Consider the following 23124-nt stretch of genomic DNA (forward strand, 5'->3'; position numbering starts at 1 on the left):
CTTTTCTAGTTGTTGTGACGGCCCCATCGTACAGAGGCCTAGTACGCCGCCCTCTCACGGCGGTAACGCGGGTTCGAATCCCGCTGGGGTCACAGTAGCAAAGTTCCGGTCATGTTCGTGTGAACAAGGCCGGGACTTTCGTCGTTAACGGGTGACCAATTCAGGGATCTGGTTCAGCGGTCTGGGCGCAGCGCTTGGCCGGGACAATACCCGGTCGCCGCTGGTGTTCTAGCGCGTGAGCGCTGCATCGATCGCAGCGGGCAAGTCCTCGAGTCGCTCAATCGCGACAGGTTGGTCGTTGACAAAAAACGTGGGGGTACTACTTACACCCAACTCAACACCTGCGGTAAAGTCTGCTTCCTTGTGTTTCGAAGAGGTGCTGATACATGCCCTCAAATTGGCCCTGCTGGGCGGCAGCTTCTGCAGCAATTGCCGCATCCATCCCACTGCGATGAATGGGCAGCGGAAAGTAGCGCACGACATAATTGATCTCACCGTCGTACACGGCACGCAGTTCTTCAACGAAGGGGTGGAAGTAGGCACACGCTTCGCACTCGAAGTCGAGGAACTCGACCACAGTGACAGCAGCCGGCCCCACCTCGTCGATGTAGCGCGAGTCGCTGGCAACCGCGGATGCGCGGGGTTGCGCCGCCGACCCATCGCTCGGCCTCTCACCGGCTGTCACTACCACCGTCGTTGACATAGACGAAGACGAACGCTGCGACGAGGGCAAAGAGCCCAAACGCGGCAAAAATGGGGAGAAAGCACACAGCCCGCAGGAGTGCGTCGGTTATGATTGGGGACGCGAAGGGGAGTATCCCACCTCGTTGTACTCGTCAATACGACCCACTCAGTAGTGGCTCCGGGGCAACGGCATCCATAATTCTTGCGGATGCGGGAGAGACTTTCGATACTTGCAGTGCCTCGAAACCGTGATTGGATTTCCTTGACTACCCTGCCGATCTGGTTTGAAGCAGCTTCCCTATCGGTTCTGCTGCTGATTCTTGCAGCGGACCTGATCCTGGCCTACAAACGCCCGCACATTCCCAGCACTCGCGAGTCCGCACTGTGGGTGGGCTTCTACGTGAGCCTCGCGCTCATTTTCGCCCTCATGATGTTCCTGCTCGGCGACGTAGAGCAAGCCGGGCAATTCATTGCCGGTTGGGTCACCGAATACAGTCTCTCGATTGACAATCTCTTTGTGTTCGTGCTCATCATGGCTCGCTTCTCGGTGCCGCGAAAGTACCAGCAAGAGGTGCTGATGGTGGGTATCCTGATCGCGTTAGTGCTCCGCGGAATCTTTATTCTGCTCGGTGCACAACTGATCGAGAACTTCAGCTTCATCTTCTACATTTTCGGTGCGTTCCTGCTCTACACGGCGATTCGCCAAGTGTTTGAGGACCACGCCAGCATGGAAGAGACCGAAAGCGGAATCATCCTGTTCTTGCGCAAGCACATCAACATTTCGCCGGAGTTCGACGGCGGCAAAATACGCACCGTGATCGACGGTAAAAAGATCTTCACACCGATCCTTGTCGTATTTGTGGCTCTCGGCATCACTGACCTCGTTTTCGCGATTGACTCGATCCCGGCGATCTTCGGCATCACCACCGACCCGTTCATCGTATTCACGGCCAACATTTTCGCCCTCATGGGCCTGCGCCAGCTCTACTTCTTGCTCGGTGACCTCATCGACAAACTCGAATACCTGCACTACGGCATCGCCTTCGTACTCGGGTTTATCGGTGTGAAACTGTTCCTGCACGCGCTGCACGTTAACGAACTGCCGTTTATCAACGGGGGAGAGCCAGTGCTGTGGGCGCCCGAAATCAGCACGTGGGTGTCGCTCATCGTGATTCTTGTGTCGATGGCCGTCGCAGTGGTCGCGAGCCTCGCGAAGATCAGTCGCGACAAGAGGCGCACACCCGCCGACATCGACAGCAAGTAGCTGCCGTCGCGCGGTGCAGCGCCCCGAGCACTAGCTCACACTGCGAGCACCGCGCTCCCCTGAGCGTTAGACGGTGACGAGTCGCGACTGGGCGAGACGCTCGGCCGCATCCAACGTCGTGATGCCCTGAGCGGCAGCATCGCGGAAGATTGCCGCAACAGTGTCGCCGATTGCTTCAACGCGCTGAGCAATAGCATCCGCATCCGCGTCAGGGGCTGATGCCATGTCGAGGTAGATCACACCGCCACCGTTCACCACAAAGTCGGGTGCCCACAGAATGCCGCGCTCGGCGAGTGCTTCGGCACCATCATTCTGAGCGAGCTGATTGTTAGCTGCACCCACCACACCGCTGACGTTGAGTTCACGGATGACGCGGGGGCTGAGAGCGCCGCCCATTCCACACGGAACGTAGATGTCGGCAACCACGCTGTGAGCCTCATCGGCGTCAACCCAATTGGCGTCAAGCTCGGCGGCGAGCAGCTTACGGTCGAGGTTCACATCGGTAACGGTGAGCACAGCGCCCGCTGCCGTGAGCGAGCGAGCGAGTCGTCCACCGACCTGGCCGAGTCCAGAAATGACGAGGTGACGCCCGGCAACATCGCGAGTGCCGAACAAAGCTTCGCAGGTGGCAAGAATGCTTGCGTGCACCCCGGCGGCAGTAGCATCCGCAGGTTCACCGGCGCCGCCCTGATCGGCGGGCAGGCCACAGACGTGCTCGGTGCGCTCGGCGACGACAGACATCAGTTCGGCGCTCGTGCCCACATCTTCGGCGGTCATGTACGCGCCGTTGAGGCTTTCGATGGCGTCGCCGAGGTCGAGCATTGCGGCACGCTTCTGCTCGGCTGTGAGCACAACGCCCATCGGGATGTGGATGACCGACTTGCCGCCACCACGATTGAGCCCGGCGGCAGAGTTCTTGAGCGTCATCGCGGCAGAGAGTCGCAGCGAGTCTGCGACGGCATCCGTCCAGTGTGGGTAATTCCACATCCGCGCACCGCCGAGAGCCTGACCGAGGACGGTGGAATGGACAGCGACACTAATAACGAGGCCGGAACGTTTACCCGTAGAAACGAGCACGTTCTCGTGGGTGAATTCCGCATTTTCGATTGCGGATACCGGTGCTTCCAACGTCGTTGACGGTTGCATGATCATGGACTTCTCCTGCTTTTGGGCCTTGTGGGCAAAACAACAAAATGGCAAGTGGTGGTAGCGCGAGGGTGGTGCGCTGAGGTCAGCCTACCGCCGAGTCATACAGAAGTAGACTAGAGAGATTGAGCCGCGCAGTTTACGGCGCGATCATTGATCTGAAAGAGGTGCGCGATGGGCAAGACCCTGGCAGAGAAAGTGTGGGACGACCATCTCGTCGTCACGGGGGCAGACGGCACCCCAGACCTCATCTACATTGACCTTCACCTTGTGCACGAAGTCACAAGCCCTCAAGCATTTGACGGACTTCGGATGGCCGGCCGCCCTGTTCGCCGCCCCGACCTCACCATTGCAACCGAAGACCACAACACCCCAACGCTGGCTATCGACAAGCCAATCGCCGACCTCACGAGTCGCACCCAGATCGATACTCTGCGCAACAACGCGAAAGAGTTCGGCGTGCGACTGCACTCGCTCGGCGACATTGAACAGGGAATCGTTCACGTTGTTGGCCCGCAGCTGGGCCTCACCATGCCCGGCATCACCGTCGTCTGCGGCGATTCGCACACCAGTACCCACGGTGCCTTCGGTGCGATGGCCTTCGGAATCGGCACGAGCGAAGTCGAGCATGTGCTCGCCACCCAAACCCTTCCGCTCAAAGCCTTCAAGACAATGGCAATCACCGTTGATGGCGAGTTGCGCCCCGGCGTGACCGCAAAAGACATCATCCTTGCCGTCATCGCGCAGATCGGAACCGGCGGTGGCCAAGGCTACGTGCTCGAATTCCGCGGCAGCGCCATCCGCTCCCTCTCTATGGAGGGCCGCATGACGATCTGCAACATGTCGATCGAAGCTGGCGCCCGTGCGGGCATGATCGCACCCGACCAGATCACCTACGACTACCTCAAGGGGCGCCCACATGCGCCAGAAGGTGCCGACTGGGATGCCGCCATCGAGTACTGGAACACGCTCGCCACTGATGACGATGCCGTCTTCGATGCCGAAGTCTTCCTCGATGCGAACACCCTTGAACCTTTCGTCACGTGGGGCACCAACCCCGGCCAGGGCGTTTCGCTCAGTAACAACGTTCCCATCCCCGCTGAGATCGCCGACGCTAATGAACGAGCCTCCGCCGAACGGGCAATCGAATACATGGCGCTCGACGCAGGCATGCCCATGAAAGACATCCGAGTGGATGCCGTCTTCATGGGGTCGTGTACCAACAGCCGCGTTGAAGACTTGCGTGCGTTCGCCTCGATCATTCAGGGCCGCAAAAAAGCCGACCACGTTCGTGTCATGGTCGTTCCTGGCTCAGCCCGTGTGCGCCTCGAAGCAGAAGCTGAAGGCATCGACAAGATCGTCGAAGAATTTGGTGCCGAATGGCGCTTTGCCGGCTGCTCGATGTGTCTCGGAATGAACCCCGACCAGTTGGCTCCGGGGGAGCGCTGCGCATCAACAAGCAACCGCAACTTCGAGGGCCGCCAGGGCAAAGGTGGGCGCACGCATCTCGTATCTCCACTCGTTGCCGCAGCCACCGCCATCCGTGGGACCTTATCGAGCCCGTGGGATCTCGACAACAGCCCACTGCCTGAGCAAGTTGTTTCGACCAGCACTACCGCAGAGGAGTCGCGCTAATGGAGAAGGTCACCACCGTCAGCGGAATCGCTGTTCCGCTCAAGCGCAGCAATGTCGACACCGACCAGATCATTCCGGCGGAGTTTCTCAAACGAGTAACCAAAACCGGATTCGACGACGCGCTGTTCTTTGCGTGGCGCCAAGACCCCGACTTCATTCTCAACCGCGAGCCATTCACCCACGGCAAAATCTTGGTAGCCGGTTCCGACTTCGGCACCGGCTCCAGCCGCGAACACGCGGTCTGGGCGTTGCGCGACTATGGCTTTCAGGCAGTACTCAGTTCGCGCTTTGGCGACATCTTCCGCGGAAACTCCGGCAAGCAGGGCCTCCTCGCCGCCCAGCTAACAGAAGAAGAAATCGAAACAATCTGGGCGCTCATTGATGCAGAACCGGGGCTCGAAGTGACAGTCGATCTTGAGGCTCGCACTGTAACCGCAGGCACGACCCAGTTCACTTTCGAGATAGATGATTACACTAGGTGGCGTTTGCTCGAAGGGCTCGACGACATCGGCCTGACTTTAAGAAACGAAACAGATATCACGGAGTTCGAAAGCCGCCGAGAAGCATGGCGACCCACAACTTTGCCAGCGAAGTAGAGGTAATGATGAATTCTTTGGCTCAAGACGCAACATCGGCAGCCAAGCGAACCGGTTTGCTTTCTAACCAGATCGTTATTAATGGGGGAAAGCCCCTTCGTGGACGCATCAACGTTCGCGGTGCCAAGAACCTCGCGACAAAAGCGATGGTTGCCGCGCTGCTTGCAGACACCCCCAGTGTGCTCAAAGATGTACCCGCCATCAGCGACGTTCGCGTTGTTACCGGAATGCTCGAAGCTTATGGCGTAACCGTCACTGAGACCGGCGATGGTGAACTTACCCTTGACCCCAAAAACGTGCTCAAGGCCCACTTCGCCAAGATTGATGCGCTTGCCGGCTCGAGCCGCATCCCGATCCTGTTCTGTGGACCACTGCTGCACCGTCTCGGCGAAGCTCTCATCCCCGACCTCGGTGGTTGCCGCATCGGTGACCGCCCCATTGACTTCCATTTGGATGCTCTGCGTGCGTTCGGTGCTGTCGTCGACAAGAGCTACGAAGGTATTCGCCTCACCGCTCCCGATGGTCTGCACGGGGCCGACATCGACCTTCCCTACCCGAGCGTCGGAGCCACCGAACAGGTACTCCTCACAGCGGTGCTCGCCAAGGGCGTTACTGAGCTCAAGGGTGCGGCAATCGAGCCCGAGATCATGGATCTCATTGCTATCTTGCAAAAGATGGGCGCCATCATCAACGTTGAGCCCAACCGCGTCATCTTCATTGAGGGCGTAGAGAAGCTCAGCGGCTACAACCACCGCGCGCTGTTTGACCGCAACGAGGCCGCCAGTTGGGCATCCGCCGCTCTCGCAACCGGTGGCGACATCTTCGTTGAGGGTGCCAAGCAGCAAGAGCTGATGACTTTTCTGAATATCTTCCGCAAGGTCGGCGGCGCGTTCGATATTGCTGAAGACGGGATCCGTTTCTGGCACCCTGGGGGAAAACTGAAGCCCGTGGTGATCGAAACGGACGTGCACCCCGGCTTCATGACTGACTGGCAGCAGCCGCTAATCGTTGCGCTCACCCAGGCTGAGGGCCGCTCGGTTGTGCACGAAACGGTGTACGAGAACCGCTTGGGCTTCACTTCGGCGCTCATTGAAATGGGTGCAAACATCGAGGTCTTCGAGGAGGGGCTTGAATCGATCAGTCGCCGTGTTCCTCGTCGCCCCCTTGAGCAGGCAGCCGTCATCATTGGCCCGACACCCCTTCACGGTGCCGACGTCGAGATTCCTGACCTGCGTGGTGGGTTCAGCCACCTCATTGCCGCATTGACCGCTGAAGGGCAATCGACGGTGAGCAACATTGGCATCATTGCGCGAGGCTACGAGCACTTCATTGACAAGCTTGAGTCACTTGGCGCCGACTTCGTCTACGAGAGCTAAGGGCTTGTGTCGTCTATTCCGAAGCGGTCGGTGCGCGTGAAGTCTGAGAAGACGGCAGTATTTCGAGTACTCGCGTTCTTGATCTTGCCGACGATGACGCTGCTGTCGAAATATACGCTTCACGACGCGCACAACGTGCCAGCGCAGGGTGCCTTCGTACTTTCACCGAATCACTACAGCAACATTGATCCTGTCGTGATTGGTGTTGCCATGTGGAAGGTCGGGCGAATGCCGCGCTACATGGCCAAGGCTTCGGTGTTTAAAGTTCCTGTAATGGGCTGGTTGCTGACGAAGTCGGGGCAAGTGCCCGTCGAGCGGGTACCGCGTGGCCGCGAGAGCGGCGACCCCCTGAAAGCTGCCCGCCAGATTGCTGATCAGGGCCTTGCCGTTGTCGTCTATCCCGAGGGTTCGTTGACTCGTGAACCCAACCTGTGGCCAATGCGGGGCAAGTATGGTGCCGTTCGCACGGCACTGGAGGCCGGAATACCGTTAATCCCAGTGGCTAGCTGGGGTGCTCAAAAAATTCTGCCGCGATACTCAAAACGGATTAGTATTTTTCCCCGGAAGACTGTTCACATTCGTTTTGGTGAACCAATAGATCTGTCGCAGTATGCGGGCAGGCCATTGGATTCGCGGATGCTCGCTGAGGCTACGGAGAAGCTCATGACTGCAATCACTGCACTACTCGAAGAGTTGCGAGGCGAGACTGCCCCGAAGGGGCGCTACAACCCAGCCGACCACGGACAGAGCGAGATCGGCCGTTTTGAGCAACGCTAACGTCGACCCCGACCACGCTCCGGCCCGCCGTGTTGCGGTTCTCGGTGCAGGCTCCTGGGGCACAACGTTTTCGAAGATCCTTGCGGACGGCGGTAACGACGTAGCACTGTGGGCAAGACGCCCTGAGTTGGCGCGCGAAATCACGCAGTCGAAGCGCAACAGCGACTACCTGCCGGGAATCAACCTGCCGCGGTCCCTCTGGGCCAGCGACAAGCTGCATGAGGTTCTCGACGGCGCGGAGCAGGTGTACCTCTCTGTTCCTAGTCAATCGTTGCGGGAAAACCTTCGCATCGTTCGTGAGTTAATCCCCGAGGATGCGCTCATCGTCTCGCTCATGAAGGGTGTCGAAAAGGGCACCGGGGCGCGCATGAGTGAAGTCATCTTGCAAGAACTCGGCATCGACCCCAACCGTGTTGCTGTGGCATCCGGACCCAACCTCGCTCTAGAAATCGCCAAGGAGCAGCCCACCGCTGCTGTCATGAGCAGCGAAAGCCTCGAAACGGCGACCACGGTTGCTGTCACTGCGCGCAACCGCTACTTCCGCTCATTTGTGAACACGGATGTTATTGGCACCGAATTTGGTGGTGTGCTGAAGAACCTCATCGCCGTTGCGATCGGCATCGTCGATGGTGTGGGCTATGGCGAGAACACTAAAGCGTCGATTATCACCCGCGGGCTCGCCGAAATGACCGACTTCTCGGTTGCTTTTGGTGCGCGGGCCGAGACTCTTGCTGGTCTTGCGGGGCTTGGCGACCTCATCGCCACCTGCGAATCATCGCTGTCGCGCAATAATACCGCCGGCCGCCTACTCGGTCAGGGGTACAGCTTCTCTGAAGTGATCAAGCAGATGAACCAGACGGCAGAGGGGCTTTCCTCTGTCGCACCGATTCTCGAATTGGCGCTGTCTAAGGGCGTCGACATGCCCATCGTCAGCCAAGTGGCCGAAGTGTTGGCGGGTACGCTCGCCCCGCGGGATATTGCGCCGCATCTGACAACTGACGATCTTCCTCAGGGGGAGTAAATGATGACGGACCAGCCCTCCACAACGGTCACGTCCACCGTGACGTCCCAGCCCACGACCGCGGCGAAGTCCACGATCACGGTTGCTCTGCTGTTCGGTGGTCGCTCGTCGGAACACAGCATCAGCTGTGCCACCGCGGGTGGTGTGCTCTCGGCGATCGATCGAACCAAGTACACGGTCATCCCGGTGGGAATCACGCGCGACGGTGCCTTCACTCTGCAGCGCGATGATGCCGACATGTTCACGCTGAATCCGGATGCCATGCCCACGGTGGTCGACAACGGCACGCGTGTTCGCTGGCCCGAGTCTTCGCTCTCCCGAGAACTCACCGTCACAGACGCTGAGGGAGCTACCCGTAGCCTTGGCGATGTTGACGTGGTCTTCCCTATTCTTCACGGACCTTTCGGGGAGGACGGCACCATTCAGGGGCTCATTGAGCTCACCGGTCTGCCCTACGTCGGCAATGGGGTGCTCGCATCATCACTGGGCATGAACAAACACTTCACGAAGCTCGCGCTCGAAGCTGCCGGAGTTTCCGTTGCCCCCTGGGTGACGGTCTCTGCGCTCCAATGGGAACGCGAACCTGCCGTCTGGCGCCACCGAGCGTCAAGCATCGGCTATCCCGTTTTCGTGAAGCCGGCTCGGGCCGGTTCCTCGGTGGGCGTCACCAAAGTAACAACCCCTGACGAGCTCGATGCAGCCTTTGCGAGAGCCTTTGCTGAAGACTCAACGGCGCTCGTTGAACAAGCAATGACGGGGCGCGAAATCGAATGCGGTGTGCTCTCCGGTCGTGACGGCGGCGAAACTCGCGTGAGTGTCGCAGGCGAGATCGTGGTTACTGGTCGAGACTTCTACGACTTCGAAGCCAAGTACCTTGATGTTTCTGCTGCCCAGTTGATCTGCCCGGCGCCACTGCACGACGGTGAACTGTGGCAAATGCAGCGCACCGCAGCCCGCGCATTTGAGGCAATTGGTGGTGCAGGTCTCGCCCGGGTCGACTTCTTCTTCGACGGAACCGAGTTCGTGGTCAACGAAATCAACACCTTGCCCGGCTTCACACCAATCTCGATGTTCCCCAAGTGTTGGGCGGCGAGTGGAATGAGCTACCCCGAACTGATCGACGAACTCATCGAACTCGGACTCGAGACCGTTCGCTAGGCGCTAGTCACTACTCCGAGCCTTCGTCGGGCGGTGTGGTGTCTGACAGTGCCACACAGAAGCGATCTGGGGTGATCTGGCTCACCGCGGCCGCTAATTCTGTCAGAGCATCGAAACCTGATACCTCATCGCCCTCGACATCGGGATCACCATCACTGTCGATGATGACCTGCACGGCAGGATCGCGGCCGTAGGTGGTGAAGACATAGTTGGGCGCATCGCTATCGTCGCGCAGCCAATCGATGCCGTCAGTGGGCGCTGTGACACAGGCCAGCGCGGCGGTCGGCTCAGGCACTGCGACACCGCACCGCAACAGCACGTTGGCGGGTTCTCCCCACGCTCCCGTGCCCTGCGCATTGGTTTCGCGCAGATCGAGCCCAGCAACGGTATCGGGTAGTCGAACGATAACCTCGGCGCAGGTAGGATTCGCGGCATCATCGGCAGGTTCGAGAGGAACAGTTGCCGCGCATCCAGCCAGTGAAGCAAGCAACGGAACCACTGCAAGCATGGCGAAAACGGGGGTGCGGGTCGTCGATCTCATCAGCTTCAGGCTACCGTGAGAATATGACGATTGACCGCGAGAGCGACCACCGTGACACGCTCGGCGAGGTTGGCGAATTGAATGCCCTCACGCGCATCTTTCCGCGCCTGCCTTCGGCCGCGGCCGAACTTATCGGGCCGGGAGACGACGCTGCGGTACTTGCTGCCCCAGACAAGCGCATGGTAATCACCACCGACATGATGATTCACGGCCCCGACTTTCGACTTGCCTGGTCGAGCCCCTACGATCTTGGCTGGAAAGCAGCAGCCACCAACCTGTCGGATGTCGCAGCGATGGGTGCGGTTCCCACCGCTCTCGTCGTTGCTATTGCCGCCCCCGCTGACACGCCGGTCTCGTCACTCGAGGCGATCGCTGACGGGCTACGAGAAGCATGCGAGGCACTCGCTCCCGGCAGCGGAGTGATCGGTGGCGATCTTTCGGTATCGACAGTACTGACCATTGTGATCACGGCCTTCGGCGACCTTGAGGGTCGAGCACCCGTCTTGCGTTCCGGCGCTCGCGTGGGTGACGTTGTCGCCGTTTCTGGCCCCCTCGGTCGTGCTGCCGAGGGGCTTCGCCTTCTCTTCAACGAGGGAGTCGTTGACGGGGAACCGGATGCCGCTGCCGCCGCAGAGGTCGCTGCACAGCATCCCGAAGCTGTCGCCGCCCAGCTCAGGCCCGCACCACCCATCGCCGACGGAAAGACAGCATCGCTCGGGGGAGCCACGGCCATGCTCGACCTCAGCGATGGGCTTGCGATTGATGCCCGCCGCGTTGCTACCGCCAGTGGTGTCGCTCTTGATCTGTCATCCGAGGCGGTCGGTGGTCGAGCGCAACTCGATGGCGGAGAAGATCATTCGCTGCTGGCGACGTTCCCACAGTCGGTTGAGCTGCCGGTGGGCTTCCGCGCGATCGGTCGTGTCGTTGACGGCGAGGGCCTGCTCGTTGATGGTGTTGCGTACACCGAGCGCGGCGGCTGGGATCCTTACGCCGGGTGGAATGGCGCGGCAGGCTGAAGCCAGTAGAGCGCGGTGTCGCCGTAGTCTTTGCGCCGATCGAGCTCTAGTCTGGTGGGCCACACGGGTTCGGGGTCGCGAGAGCTGCGTTCGATGACAATCAGCGCATCGGGGCTGAGCTGTGTCGCAAGCAGTTCGAGAGCGACAAGCAGTTCGTCATTGCCGAGTTCGTATGGCGGGTCGATGAACACGAGATCCCACTGATCGCCGGATGTCTCCAAGAAGGTGTGAACGGCACGTGCGGCGGTCAGGATGATGGGCTTCGACCCGCGCGGAGCCTTCGCCGCGATGAGATTCGCGTTTTTACGGCAGGCGTCGGCAGCCCGAGGATTTTTTTCTACGAGGGTGACGTGTGGCGCTCCGCGGGATGCTGACTCGAGCCCTAACGCACCAGTGCCGGCGTAGAGGTCGAGAACTCGGGCGCCGGCGATCGCATCGCGCGCTTCGAGGGCGGAGAAGATGGCTTCGCGCAGGCGATCGCTCGTGGGTCGAGTGCCCGCGCTCGGTACGGCGATGGTGAGGGAGCCGGCATATCCGGCGATGATGCGAGTCATAGCGTGTCGAGCCTAGCCGGGGTGAGCGGCTCAGTGGGCTGGGCATCTCACTGCACTGAGCCTCGAACGCGGAGTGAACGCCGGTGGCCACCGGTACTCTTCTTATGTGACCTCGCCCCTCGATCAAAAACTCAGTGCCGTGCTGGGCGGGCGCACCGCTACCTCGATACAGCGCGGGCTTGGACTGCTGACGGTTGGCGACCTCATGACTCACTTTCCGCGGCGCTATGCTCGGCGGGGTGAGTTGACGGCTCTTGCCCAGTTGCCCCTCGATGAGGCGGTGACGATTGTGGCGGAAGTGCGCGAAGTGCGCAATCGCCCCATGCGCAACAAGCGTGGCTCGATTCTTGAGGTGTCGATTAGCGATGGCACGGGCATCCTGACCCTGACTTTCTTCAATCAGGCGTGGCGCGCCAATGAACTGTCGCCGGGAGTGCGCGGAATCTTTGCCGGCAAAGTGGGCCAATATCGTGGCACCCGCCAGCTTGCCCACCCCGACTACGAACTTTTCGACCGCGATGCGCTTGAGCTGAAGAAGCCCGAACAGGCAAAGGCCTGGGCCGAGCAGCCCATCCCGATTTACCCGGCGACCTCATCCGTCGCCAGTTGGCAGATCCAGAAAGCGGTCGAGGTCGTGCTCGACACTCTGGGTCCTCTAGATGACCCCGTGCCGGATGCCGTCCGTCGCGATCGTGAGTTGTTGCCGTTTGCGAAGGCGCTTGAGCTTGTTCATCGCCCCAAGGTCGACTCTGAGTGGCGTGCTGCTCGTGACTCCCTGCGTTTTCAGGAGGCCTTCGTCTTGCAGGCGGCCCTGTTGCAGCAGCGTCAGAAGCAGCGTGAGTCGGAGGCGACTGCGCGCACAGCAGGGTCGCTACTTGAGGGTTTCGATGTGGCCCTGCCGTTTGTGCTCACGGGCGACCAGCAGTCGGTTGGTGAGCAGATATTCCACGATATGGCTGAGCCGGTGCCGATGAACCGGCTCGTTCAGGGTGAGGTTGGTTCGGGCAAGACGCTGGTGGCGTTGAGGGCGATGCTCGCGGTGGCCCAGTCGGGCGGGCAGTCAGCGCTGTTGGCCCCCACGGAAGTTTTGGCCCATCAGCACTTCCGCTCGATCGTGCGCACGCTCGGCCCCGATCTGGCGGCAGAGTTGCGCCCGACGATCATCACTGGTCAGTTGCCCACGGCAGTGCGCAAGAAGGCGCTCTTGGCGACTGTTTCTGGCGCATCGCGCATTGTCATTGGCACCCATGCGTTGCTGGGCGAAAGTGTCACTTTCATAGACCTTGGTCTTGTTGTCGTGGATGAGCAGCACCGGTTTGGCGTTGACCAGCGTGAAGCACTGCGCTTGAAGGGGTCCAAGCCGCCACACGTTCTGGTGCTCACTGCTACGCCCATCCCGCGCACGGTGGCGATGACGGTGTTTGGCGACCTCGACATCTCATCAATTGCCGAATTGCCGGCGGGCCGGCAACCCATCAGCAGCCATGTTGTGCCTCTTGCCGAGAAGCCGGGCTGGGTGTCGCGAGTGTGGCAACGACTGGCAGAAGAACTCGCGATCGGCAGACAGGGTTTTGTTGTGTGCCCCGCGATTGATGCCAAGACTGAAGAGCCCGGCAGCGAGCCTGCGCTCGCCGTATCCGACGATCCAGATGCCGGACCACCTCGACCGATAGCGAACGTCACCGAGGTGCTGGCATCGCTTCGCAGCAATGAGGTTCTCGCCGGAAAGCGGATAGAGGCGCTCCATGGCAAGCTCTCGAGCGACGAGAAAGACGAGATCATGCGGGCGTTTGCCGCCGGAGATATCGATGTTCTGGTGGCGACGACCGTGATCGAAGTTGGTGTTGACGTGCCGAATGCTTCGGTGATGGTTGTGTTAGACGCCGACCGTTTCGGGGTGTCCCAATTGCACCAGCTGCGTGGTCGGGTTGGTCGTGGTGGCGTACCAGGGCTGTGCCTGTTTGTGACGGCGGCAGAGGTGGAGTCGTTGGCTCGCGAGCGAGTTGAGGCCGTGGCATCCACTCTCGACGGTTTCGAACTTGCTAACAAAGACTTGGAGTTGCGTCGCGAGGGCGACGTGCTTGGCGGGGTGCAATCTGGTGGGCGTTCGAGCCTGAAGCTGTTGCGGGTCGCAAACGATGGGCAGCTCATCACGGAAGCACGCGAAGCAGCGCAGACAGTGTTGGCTATGGATCCGTCGTTGGCTGAGCATCCAGCGCTCGCTGAAGCACTTAAGCGCCGGCTCGATGAGAGCGCCGAAGCATTTCTCGGCAAGAATTAACCGGCAGCAGTGTGCTGCGCCGAGTTTTCCTGTACAGCGAACTCTCACGTGGCGGTCAGCCCTCAACCACTATCGTTGAAGTCATGAGTCGGATCGCTGTTGTTCCTGGGTCCTTTGACCCTGTCACTTTGGGCCACCTAGATGTGATTGAGCGGGCAGCGAAAACCTTTGACGAAGTGCACGTTGTTGTCGTGCACAATCCCGGAAAGACCGCACTCTTGCCTATTGCACAGCGCGTCTCCCTCATTGAGCACGCGATCGCTGACGCTCGACTCGCCGGCAACATCCGGGTCACGAGCTGGAGCATGGGGCTGCTCGTCGATTACTGCACCGAGGTTGGTGCGAGTGTGATTGTCAAGGGCATCCGTTCGCAAGTGGATGTCGCCTATGAAACGCCCATGGCGATCGTGAACCGCGATCTTGCTGCAGTCGAGACCATTTTCATGTTGCCGAATCCGGCTCATGCCTACGTCTCGAGTTCGCTTGTGAGGCAAGTTGCAGCGCTTGGCGGCGATGTTGCCCCTTACGTTCCTCGTGCCGTTTCTGATTTCTTGCAGGCGCCTCGCGAATAACACCGGCAGAATGGGTCTATGACTCTTACTCTCGGATACAAAGCCTCAGCCGAACAGTTCGCCCCGCGTGAGCTTGTAGAGATTGCTGTCGCCGCTGAAGCCCACGGCATGGAAAGTGTCGCGGTCAGCGACCACTTTCAGCCGTGGCGTCATGAGGGTGGCCACGCACCATTCTCATTGAGCTGGATGGCGGCAGTGGGGGAACGCACGTCAACAATTCGTATTGGTACGAGTGTGATGACCCCGACCTTCCGCTACAACCCTGCCGTGTTGGCGCAGGCTTTCGCCACGATGGGGTGCCTCTACCCGGGCCGAATCATGTTGGGGGTGGGAACGGGTGAGGCGCTCAATGAGGTCGCGACCGGATTCCGTGGTGCTGGGGCACAGGACTGGCCAGACTTCAAAGAACGATTCGCTCGCCTGCGCGAATCAGTGCGCCTCATGCGTGCGTTGTGGAGCGACGACCGGGTGTCGTTCGAGGGAGACTACTACTCCACTCAGGACGCGAGCATTTATGATCGACCCGATCAGCCCATCCCGATCTACATTGCTGCAGGTGGGCCCATGGTTGCGCGGTATGCGGGGCGTGCGGGTGATGGTTTCATTTGTACCTCGGGTAAGGGCATGGCGCTCTACAACGATCAGCTCATCCCCGCAGTCAAGGAGGGGGCCGAGAAGATGGATCGAAAGTTCGAAGACATCGATCGGATGATCGAAATCAAGCTCTCCTATGACACCGATGCTGAGCTCGCGCTTGAAAACACTCGATTCTGGGCGCCGCTTGCGCTCTCCAAAGAGCAAAAGCACGACATTACTGACCCGATGGAGATGGAGCGGACGGCGGATGCGCTGCCGATCGAGCAGATTGCCTCACGATGGATTGTGGGCAACGACCCCGACAAGGTTGTTGAGGAAATTCGCCCCTATGTGGATGCAGGACTCAACCATTTGGTATTTCATGGGCCGGGTGGCGACCAGCGTCGCTTCCTCGAACTCTTCGAACGCGACATCGCGCCGCGATTGCGGGCGCTCTAGCCCATCCTCGGTGCGCTTGCCGGTGCAGAGCACAACGACCGCCGCCGGGTGTTTCGGCGACGGTCGCGTAGGGCGCTCATCGGATGATGAAGCGCGGGTAGCTCTGTTCCTCGAGTGCTCTGGCATTCGTCAGGCGTTCACGGCGGAGCTGATGTTCGGCCCGAGCGGCAACCGAGAGGGTGGAGCGTGGGTGCCGAGGGCGCCTGCTCCAGGTGATGAGGGCGACACCGAGATGTAGCGCGATTCGGTCGATTGCTCCGACTCGGCGCACACGGCGTTGCGGTTTTGGCGATCAGTTGACTGTTCAGGTGGGTGGTACCGGCGACCAGGTTTGGTCGTCATCGTGTCGTTCATGAGTTTTCTCTTTCACTAACGATGTGCGGCGTGTGGGCGCACTAAAGTGCGACCGGTGTACGCAAAAACTTGACTTCTCGGGTGTGTCGAGCCGGGTGGTGCTCCGTGAGCGCCGCCACCGCCAGAATCGGTCGGCGGAAATCGCTAACCAGTTATGCGGAGAGAGCGCGCGCACGGTGTCGTCCGCGCAACAATAGACAGATGTCTGCATCCGTTTCTGCGCCCCACATTGGTTATGCGGCAATGCTCGAGCGGTTTCATCCGCTCGAGGTGCTGGAGTTTGCTCAGCACGCAGAGTTGCGCGGATTTCGCGGAGTGATGGCCGCCGACCACTATCAGCCGTGGATTCCACAGCAGGGGCAAGCGTCGTTTGTGTGGAATGTGCTGAGCGCGCTTGGCCAGACCACGAGTGGAGACTTGGGCACGGGGGTGACGGCACCGACGTTTCGGTGGCACCCGGCGATGGTCGCGCAGGCATCGGCGACGCTTTCGGCAATGAACCCGGGGCGGCACTGGCTGGGGTTGGGCAGCGGCGAGGCCATCAACGAACATGTGGTTGGTCAGTACTGGCCCGAAGCGCCCGAACGCATCAACAGGATGTTCGAAGCGGTCGACATCATCAAGAAACTATTCGCCTCGGGTCTTTCTGGCAAAGATGTTCGCCATGATGGCCAGTTTTATCGGCTCGAGTCGACCCGGCTGTGGACGATGCCAGAAGTAGCCCCCGAAATCTTGGTGGCTACAGCGGGCCCGGTTGCAGCGAAACGCGCGGGCAAGACTGTCGATGGGCTCATTACGGAGGCCGCGCCGCTGGAGAAAATCGATGTACTCCTCAAGCGATTTGCCGAGGGTGCGCGTGAAGCGGGCCGCGACACCTCCCAGCAGAGCCGTGTGCTGCGGTTGCACCTCAGTTGGGCCGAGACTGACGAACAGGCGATGACGAATGCCCTCACCGAGTGGCCCAATGGCGGCCTGCGATTCGCAAAGAACGACATCCGATCGCCTTTTGAACTCGAACAACTCGCCCGTATGGTGCGCCCCGAAGATTTTGAGGGCCGGATGCCCGTGAGCGCCGACCCCGACGTGCACCGACGGTACATTCAGGGGTATCTCAACGCGGGCTTTGACCGCATCTACCTTCACAATGTTGGCCGCAATCAACGCGAATTTCTGGATGTGTTCGGTCGCAACGTGCTTCCCGCGCTCGTCAAGTAGTGACGGTGGCGGCAATGCCGCACACTAGTAGCGTGAGAATGAGCGTATGGGCTGTGCCCGGCATCCCCGAGATTGTGGCCGGAGTCGACCTCGTCGAGGTGATCGCGACCGCACTCATTGCCGACTCTGGCGACGCCAAGTCTGGTGGTCTTGAGGATGGCGACATCCTGACGGTGACCTCCAAAATCGTGAGCAAAGCTGAGGGCCGCACAGTGCAGGCTGCCGATCGCGAACAGGCCATCACCGACGAGACAGTGCGTGTAGTTGCGTCACGTGAGCACCCGAATGGTGTGACGCGCATCGTTGAGAACCGGCTCGGTTTGGTGATGGCGGCTGCCGGCGTCGACTCAAGCAATACCCCCGATGGCATCGTGTTATTGCTTCCGCTCGACCCGGATGCGACTGCGCGTCGCCTGTGCGCAGGCCTGAGAGACCGTTTTGGCGTTCGCGTCGGTATCGTCATCACTGACACTGTTGGTCGCCCCTGGCGCAGAGGGCAGGCTGATATCGCAATCGGAGCGGCAGGCATCCGTGTGCTTGACGATTTGCGAGGCACTGTTGATGCATCGGGACGGCTGCTCGCAGTGAGTGTGACGGCAGTTGCTGACGAGCTTGCCGCAGCGACCGATCTGGTCAAAGGGAAGGCGGGCGGATTGCCCGTTGCGGTCGTCCGTGGTCTTGGCCATCAACTTGCCGACCTTGATGCTGCTGGTGCGCGTTCACTGGTGCGGATCGGCCCAGACGATATGTTCAGCATGGGCACGAAGGAGGCGTGGATGGCGGGTTTCGATGAAGCCTACGACGACGTTCCGCTAGCGAAAGACACAGCTTTCTAGGAACATTAACAGGCGACCGTCGAGAGACTTGGCCTTACTCTGAGCAGATGGGCATGACGATCACATTTGCGATCTTCGCGATGATGGTCTTCGTGCTGGTCGACCTCGCGCTGATCCCTGAATCGCGGATACAGAATCTCGGTCGAGTCAAGTGGATTCTTGTCGTGATCTTCTTGCCGCTCCTCGGCAGCATTTTCTGGTTGACGATGGGGCGCGAATATGGCCGTCCCGTTGCGGCCACCAGTTCTGATTCGCCCCATAGTGGCGAAACACTCGTGACATCCGACACGAGTGAGACACCAGCGGAGCCTAGCCAGCTCGCCGCCGAGGCCGAGTATTTTCAGAAACAAGAGATGATTCGCGAACTCGAAAGGAAGCTGCGCGAGCGGAAGCAATTGCCGTAGTGCACGAGCGCTGACAGACTCGATGAATGGATGATGTGAGTTCCACACCAATGCCCGATGATGTGTTCCACTATCACTGTGCTGCAATCGTGCGCAGCGTTTCCACTGTGATCGACGGTAAGGCTGATGCCGTTCGACTGGCGCTCACCGTTCTGCTCGCGGAGGGCCATCTTCTCATTGAAGACGTTCCCGGAGTGGGTAAGACGATGCTTGCTCGGGCGCTTGCCCGCAGTGTCGACTGCTCGGTGTCGCGAGTTCAGTTCACGCCCGACCTGCTGCCTGCTGACATCACCGGGGTCTCGGTGTACAACCAGAACACGCGGGAGTTTGAGTTCAAGAAGGGCCCAGTTTTCGCGAACATTGTCATCGGTGACGAGATCAACCGCGCGAGCCCTAAGACTCAGTCTGCGCTTCTCGAGTGCATGGCGGAGTCGAGTGTCACCGTCGATGGTCACACCTATGAACTCACGAGCCCGTTCATTGTTGTTGCAACGCAAAACCCGATCGAGATGGAGGGCACGTATCCATTGCCTGAGGCTCAACGGGATCGCTTTATGGCACGAATTTCGATGGGCTATCCGGATGCCGACGCTGAGTTGGCCATGCTGCGCTCACGCGAACTCACAAGCCCACTCGATTCGGTCACTCCGGTGGTGACGGTAGAGCAGTTGCGCGAGCTGATCGCTACGGTGCGCCGGGTGTTCGTGAGCACTGCGGTTGAGGAATATGCGGTGGCGATTGCTCAGGCCACACGTCGTGACCGTGAAGTGCGTGTTGGTGCAAGCCCCCGAGCGACGCTTCACTTGGTACGCGCGGCCAAGGCACGCGCCGCGATCGATGGCCGTGATTTCGTGCTGCCCGACGATATCGACGCGCTAGCTGTCACTGTTTTGGCGCACCGAATGATTCCTGCTCGACACACGGGCGACACTGCCGCGGTGTTGTCGGGGCATTCAATCGCTGACATAGTTGAGCGAATTGTGGCGGAGACTCCAGTCCCTGTCGTCGCTGTCGCCTCTTAGGGCGCATCTGATGCCCCGCGCACGACTGTGGCGATCGATCCGTGTTGTGGTTGGCAGTGCGCGCCTTACGCGTCGTGGTGGTGTATTTATGGCGCTCGGGGGAGTTGCAATTGTCGCCGGCTTTGCGGCGGGTATGCCGGTGTTGTTATATGTCGGCTGCTTCGCCATCGGACTGCCCGCTGTTGCCACATTTTTTGTTCGTACGCGAGAGTCGGCGCTCACCGTGTCTCGTCGGTTTTCGTTCCCGGTGGTTGAGGCGGGAAGCACTACGGCGGTCACGTTGCGCGTCGACAATCACTCGCGGCGTGCCACTACGAGGGTGCAGTGGCGGGACGGTCTCCCGTGGCGTCCCTGGGTGACAGCCAGTGGGTGGCTTCCCCGGTTGTCGGTGAAAACCCGATTGGCCAGTGATCGAAGTGCTGCACAACTCTCGTACTCATTGACACCAACAAAGCGGGGCATTTTTGAGATCGGCCCGCTCGTTGTTGAGGCCACTGATCCGTTCGAACTGGCGTGGGGGGCGTGGAAGGTTGGCTCTGTTACCTCACTAATTGTGACGCCTCGGGTGGTACCGCTGGCGACTACGGCGCTCATTGCGCAGTCGGGTGATGGCGAGGCACGCGTTGTGCAGCGCCGATCAGCGGGCGACGACGATGATGCGATGACGCGGGAGTATCGTCGGGGCGACGCCATGCGTCGGGTGCATTGGAAGGCATCCGCACGGCACGGCAGCCTCATGGTTCGCCAAGAGGAGCAGCACAGCTATCCCGAGGCGCGCATCATCGTGGATACCCGGCTCGAAGGCTACCCGGATGCCAGTAGGGCTACCGCGCTGCGCGAGGTCGGCGGCACTGTCGTCTCTCCCGCGCACAGTGCGCGCTTCGAGTGGGTCGTGACCATGCTGGCATCGGCGGCAGTTCAATTGCGTCGTGAGGGATTCCTTGTCCAGATCATTGAGACCGGCCAGTCACAACTGACGGATGCCGCCACGTTGCACCGCAGGTCGTCTGCTGAGCAAGAGCTCCTCACCAGGCTCGCGGCTCTGGCCCCGATCGAGATTCCCGCTGAGTGGTGGGGTGAACCGTCTTCGCGTTCGTTTGCACGCGGTCCAGTGATTGCTCTGGTTGCTAATCCTGAGCCGGCGACCGTCGATTTTTTGCTGAGTCAGACGACGAGCAATGTAGTCGCGGTTGCGTTTGTGGTTGAGACCACGTCTGGCTTTGGTGATCGAGAACGTTTTGGCTCGGCACAGCGCCCACCTCTGGCGGAGGAGCTGCGCGCAGCAGGCTGGAAGGTCATTTCGGCGCAGTCTTTCGACGATGTCGCGGATGTGTGGAACCTGTTTGTCGCGGAATCGAGGGTAGCCCGTGAGCGCCACTGAGGTAGCACGGTCGACGAGTGTCGAACGTCACACTGAAGGGGTGCGTGCGTGGTCCTTGGCGGGCGTCATGGCGCTGGCGGTAGGAGTTGCAGCGAGCAGCCTGGGTGCAGTACTCACTGAGGGCGCCTGGTGGTTTCCCTTCATGGCCGTAGTTCTGGTGACATTGGCAACAGCCACCGCTGTTCGGCGCATCCGACAGCGGGCGATTCTGGGTTCAGTGGCCGCATTCGTTGCCGCAGCAATCCTCCTTGTGCTCATGTTTGCCGCCGATACGGCCGTTGCAGGCGTCGTGCCCACGGGGGAGACCTTTGCTCGTTTTGCGCAGCTTGTGCGCGATGGTGACGAGTCGATCGTGAATCAGCGTTTTCCTGCGGATGCTGAAACCGGGATCGTATTTCTTATCTGTTTGGGTGCTCTGGCCGTGACACTCGCGATGGATGCCGCGGCGTTCGTGCTGCGCAAACCGGCGCTTACCGGCATCCCGTTGTTGATTTTGTTACTCGTGCCCAGCTTTGTGCGCAGCGAGCTGCATGATGCGTTTGTTTTTGCTGTGACCGCACTGGCCTATGTCGCAATTTTGTTGGTCGCGTCAGAGCGGGCCGGGGCGCGGGTGGCGTGGCCGCTCGTGTCGGCAGCACTGGTGATTTCTCTCATTGTTCCGGTGCTCCTGCCGAGTGCTGAGCTTGCGGCAGAAGTGGGCAATCGTCCGGGTCTGATTTCGACCGGCGTGAATCCGATTATCAATTTGAGTAGCGACCTCCGTCGCAACGCACCGCTGCTGGCTCTGAGATACATGACCGAGGGTACTGGCGAGTATTTGCGGGTTGCCGTGCTCGACGAGTTTGGGGATGACACCTGGAAGCCATCGGAGGGCGAAGATCTCCGCAGCGGCGAAATTGAGACTTTCGCGGCGCCTACTGGCCTCACTGCGGAGGTGCCCCGCACCGAAAACGTCATGCAGGTCGAGATTGCGCGCATCCGCGGCAAGTATCTGCCGGTGCCCTACGCGTCGACAGGCATCTCGGGGTTGCAAGGTAGTTGGAGTTGGGAGCCCGAAGGCCTCACAGTTTCTACCACAAACGCTAACTCGAAAGACCAAGAGTATGAGGTGTCGTACATCACGCCGGCACCATCGATCGAACAGCTCGAGGCAGCCCCCACGTCACTTCCCGAAGGATTCGAGAAGTACTTAGCGCTGCCCGAAACGTTGCCGGATGTCGTGGCCGAAACGGCGCAACAAGTGGCAGGCGCTGCACCTACTCGGTTTGATCAGGCGCTTGCGCTGCAATCCTTTTTCAAGGACGGCGACTTTGCGTACTCCGAGAATGCGCCGCTGACCGAGAACTATGACGGTTCTGGTGCTGCGGTGCTCGGTGAATTTCTGAGCGCCAAGAGCGGATACTGCGTGCACTTTGCTTCAGCGATGGCGGCGATGGCGCGCACACTCGACATCCCTGCGCGCGTCGTGGTTGGTTTTACGCCAGGGCAAAAGAAGGCTGATGCGGAGACCGATGAGGTCAATTTCGTGGTCTCGACCGACAACCTGCATGCGTGGCCAGAACTGTATTTTCCGACGATCGGATGGATCCGCTTCGAGCCGACGGTGTCGGTCGGTTCCGAACCACGATTCGCGCAGAGTATTGCCGACGACCCCAGCACTCCTGATGTCGACGAGTCACAGCCGGAGCCCGCCGCGACTCCCGCACCGACATCCACGGCCACATCCGGAGCGCGCCCTGATTTGCCACTCGACGAGCAACCGACAACTCCCTCTACAGGTCCGCTAGCGGCATCCCCATTCTGGTGGTTGCTGCTCGCGCTACCGGTTCTGTTGTTTATTCCCGCGCTCGTGCGGGTGGTTCGTCGGGGGCTGCGTCTCGCGGCAGTCTCACGAGGAGCCGTAGCTCCCGCGTGGCGTGAAGTGCGCGATACAGCAACAGACCTGGGCTTCGATCTCAGCGCCACCGCAACGCCACGGCAGCAGTATGAGCACTTAGCTGCCGGCTTGGGAGCATCGGGTGCTAAAACGCTCGCGGCGCTTCTGGCCAGTGTGGAGACCGCAGCATTCAGTCCACGAGATACCCGCGTGCGCCCGGGCGCGGTGGCGGCCGCACTGACATCGCTGAGAGCATCCGCAACGTGGCGAGCTCGGGTGCGTGCTCGCTGGGCGCCACGCACGGCCTTCGGTCCGGTGGACCGGAGATCCTAGGCCAGGGTCGTGAAGCGCGCGGGCTAGGCCGGGTTTGCGAACCGAAC

At 60.4% G+C, this 23124-nt stretch carries 22 protein-coding genes and 1 tRNA gene; 19 read left to right on the forward strand and 4 right to left on the reverse strand.

The genetic code is table 11. From position 1 onward, the window contains the following. Positions 1 to 19 precede the first annotated feature (19 nt). A tRNA-Glu gene (locus tag AADH44_RS04090) sits at positions 20 to 92 on the forward strand. A 242-nt stretch (positions 93 to 334) separates the two neighbouring features. Here the strand turns inward: AADH44_RS04090 and AADH44_RS04095 are convergent. After that, positions 335 to 703 carry a thioredoxin domain-containing protein gene (locus tag AADH44_RS04095; protein ID WP_341954227.1) on the reverse strand — a complete coding sequence of 123 codons (369 nt, stop codon included), beginning with the start codon at positions 701 to 703 and terminating at the stop codon, positions 335 to 337. 243 nt (positions 704 to 946) lie between these two features. On the opposite strand from AADH44_RS04095, the gene AADH44_RS04100 reads away from it, so the two are divergent. Next, on the forward strand, positions 947 to 1948 hold the full coding sequence (locus AADH44_RS04100) for a TerC/Alx family metal homeostasis membrane protein (RefSeq protein ID WP_341954228.1): 1002 nt from the start codon (positions 947 to 949) through the stop codon (positions 1946 to 1948). 66 nt (positions 1949 to 2014) lie between these two features. Here AADH44_RS04100 and AADH44_RS04105 read toward each other — a convergent pair whose 3' ends face one another. Beyond that, entirely contained in the window at positions 2015 to 3100 is a 1086-nt protein-coding gene (locus tag AADH44_RS04105; RefSeq protein WP_341954229.1) for a Glu/Leu/Phe/Val dehydrogenase dimerization domain-containing protein, read from the reverse strand. Positions 3101 to 3268: 168 nt separating this feature from the next. Between AADH44_RS04105 and leuC the strand changes: the two genes are divergently transcribed. Genes leuC through AADH44_RS04135 form a run of 6 tightly spaced genes read left to right on the forward strand, consistent with a single transcriptional unit; the run spans position 3269 to position 9657 of the window. Next, complete coding sequence (gene leuC, locus AADH44_RS04110) at positions 3269 to 4729, forward strand: 3-isopropylmalate dehydratase large subunit (RefSeq protein ID WP_341954230.1); 1461 nt, start codon at positions 3269 to 3271, stop codon at positions 4727 to 4729. Continuing rightward, entirely contained in the window at positions 4729 to 5325 is a 597-nt protein-coding gene (gene leuD, locus AADH44_RS04115) for a 3-isopropylmalate dehydratase small subunit (RefSeq protein ID WP_341954231.1), read from the forward strand. Before leuC ends, leuD begins: the two co-directional genes overlap by 1 nt. Positions 5326 to 5333: 8 nt before the next feature. Further along, positions 5334 to 6701 carry a UDP-N-acetylglucosamine 1-carboxyvinyltransferase gene (gene murA / locus AADH44_RS04120; protein WP_341954232.1) on the forward strand — a complete coding sequence of 456 codons (1368 nt, stop codon included), beginning with the start codon at positions 5334 to 5336 and terminating at the stop codon, positions 6699 to 6701. Positions 6702 to 6707: 6 nt separating this feature from the next. Further along, complete coding sequence (locus tag AADH44_RS04125; protein WP_341954233.1) at positions 6708 to 7478, forward strand: lysophospholipid acyltransferase family protein; 771 nt, start codon at positions 6708 to 6710, stop codon at positions 7476 to 7478. Next, entirely contained in the window at positions 7465 to 8499 is a 1035-nt protein-coding gene (locus AADH44_RS04130) for an NAD(P)H-dependent glycerol-3-phosphate dehydrogenase (RefSeq protein WP_341954234.1), read from the forward strand. The genes AADH44_RS04125 and AADH44_RS04130 overlap by 14 nt, the downstream gene beginning before the upstream one ends. 3 nt (positions 8500 to 8502) lie before the next feature. Beyond that, positions 8503 to 9657 carry a D-alanine--D-alanine ligase family protein gene (locus AADH44_RS04135; RefSeq protein WP_341954235.1) on the forward strand — a complete coding sequence of 385 codons (1155 nt, stop codon included), beginning with the start codon at positions 8503 to 8505 and terminating at the stop codon, positions 9655 to 9657. Between the two features lie 10 nt (positions 9658 to 9667). Here AADH44_RS04135 and AADH44_RS04140 read toward each other — a convergent pair whose 3' ends face one another. After that, positions 9668 to 10198, reverse strand: a complete 531-nt coding sequence (locus AADH44_RS04140) for a DUF3515 family protein (RefSeq protein WP_341954236.1) — start codon at positions 10196 to 10198, stop codon at positions 9668 to 9670. A gap of 23 nt (positions 10199 to 10221) precedes the next feature. Here AADH44_RS04140 and thiL point away from each other — a divergent pair, with 23 nt between their 5' ends. Next, the gene (gene thiL / locus AADH44_RS04145) at positions 10222 to 11214 is read left to right on the forward strand and encodes a thiamine-phosphate kinase (RefSeq protein WP_341954237.1); all 993 of its coding nucleotides are present in this window, start codon (positions 10222 to 10224) and stop codon (positions 11212 to 11214) included. Here the strand turns inward: thiL and rsmD are convergent. Then, positions 11184 to 11768, reverse strand: a complete 585-nt coding sequence (gene rsmD, locus AADH44_RS04150; RefSeq protein ID WP_341954238.1) for a 16S rRNA (guanine(966)-N(2))-methyltransferase RsmD — start codon at positions 11766 to 11768, stop codon at positions 11184 to 11186. The genes thiL and rsmD overlap by 31 nt on opposite strands. A 106-nt stretch (positions 11769 to 11874) precedes the next feature. Here rsmD and AADH44_RS04155 point away from each other — a divergent pair, with 106 nt between their 5' ends. The 10 genes from AADH44_RS04155 to AADH44_RS04200 all read left to right on the forward strand — a co-directional run bounded on the left by AADH44_RS04155 (position 11875) and on the right by AADH44_RS04200 (position 23077). Then, positions 11875 to 14049, forward strand: a complete 2175-nt coding sequence (locus AADH44_RS04155) for an ATP-dependent DNA helicase RecG (protein WP_341954239.1) — start codon at positions 11875 to 11877, stop codon at positions 14047 to 14049. An 83-nt stretch (positions 14050 to 14132) separates the two neighbouring features. Then, positions 14133 to 14621, forward strand: coding sequence for a pantetheine-phosphate adenylyltransferase (gene coaD / locus AADH44_RS04160; RefSeq protein ID WP_341954240.1), 489 nt, complete (start codon positions 14133 to 14135; stop codon positions 14619 to 14621). Between the two features lie 18 nt (positions 14622 to 14639). Beyond that, the gene (gene fgd / locus AADH44_RS04165) at positions 14640 to 15656 is read left to right on the forward strand and encodes a glucose-6-phosphate dehydrogenase (coenzyme-F420) (protein ID WP_341954241.1); all 1017 of its coding nucleotides are present in this window, start codon (positions 14640 to 14642) and stop codon (positions 15654 to 15656) included. A 22-nt stretch (positions 15657 to 15678) separates the two neighbouring features. Next, positions 15679 to 15894, forward strand: a complete 216-nt coding sequence (locus AADH44_RS04170) for a hypothetical protein (RefSeq protein ID WP_341954242.1) — start codon at positions 15679 to 15681, stop codon at positions 15892 to 15894. Positions 15895 to 16211: 317 nt separating this feature from the next. After that, the gene (locus AADH44_RS04175; RefSeq protein WP_341954243.1) at positions 16212 to 17225 is read left to right on the forward strand and encodes a TIGR03557 family F420-dependent LLM class oxidoreductase; all 1014 of its coding nucleotides are present in this window, start codon (positions 16212 to 16214) and stop codon (positions 17223 to 17225) included. Positions 17226 to 17263: 38 nt separating this feature from the next. Beyond that, positions 17264 to 18061, forward strand: a complete 798-nt coding sequence (gene cofE / locus AADH44_RS04180; protein WP_341954244.1) for a coenzyme F420-0:L-glutamate ligase — start codon at positions 17264 to 17266, stop codon at positions 18059 to 18061. Positions 18062 to 18114: 53 nt separating this feature from the next. Then, positions 18115 to 18465, forward strand: coding sequence for a PLD nuclease N-terminal domain-containing protein (locus AADH44_RS04185; RefSeq protein WP_341954245.1), 351 nt, complete (start codon positions 18115 to 18117; stop codon positions 18463 to 18465). Positions 18466 to 18515: 50 nt separating this feature from the next. Then, entirely contained in the window at positions 18516 to 19487 is a 972-nt protein-coding gene (locus AADH44_RS04190) for a MoxR family ATPase (protein WP_341954912.1), read from the forward strand. Positions 19488 to 19497: 10 nt separating this feature from the next. Further along, the gene (locus AADH44_RS04195; RefSeq protein ID WP_341954246.1) at positions 19498 to 20868 is read left to right on the forward strand and encodes a DUF58 domain-containing protein; all 1371 of its coding nucleotides are present in this window, start codon (positions 19498 to 19500) and stop codon (positions 20866 to 20868) included. Next, complete coding sequence (locus AADH44_RS04200) at positions 20855 to 23077, forward strand: transglutaminaseTgpA domain-containing protein (RefSeq protein WP_341954247.1); 2223 nt, start codon at positions 20855 to 20857, stop codon at positions 23075 to 23077. The genes AADH44_RS04195 and AADH44_RS04200 overlap by 14 nt, the downstream gene beginning before the upstream one ends. The last annotated feature ends 47 nt before the right edge of the window (positions 23078 to 23124 follow it).

Origin of the sequence: Salinibacterium sp. TMP30, assembly GCF_038397785.1 — a bacterium.
In the GTDB taxonomy this organism is placed as follows: Bacteria; Actinomycetota; Actinomycetes; order Actinomycetales; family Microbacteriaceae; genus Rhodoglobus.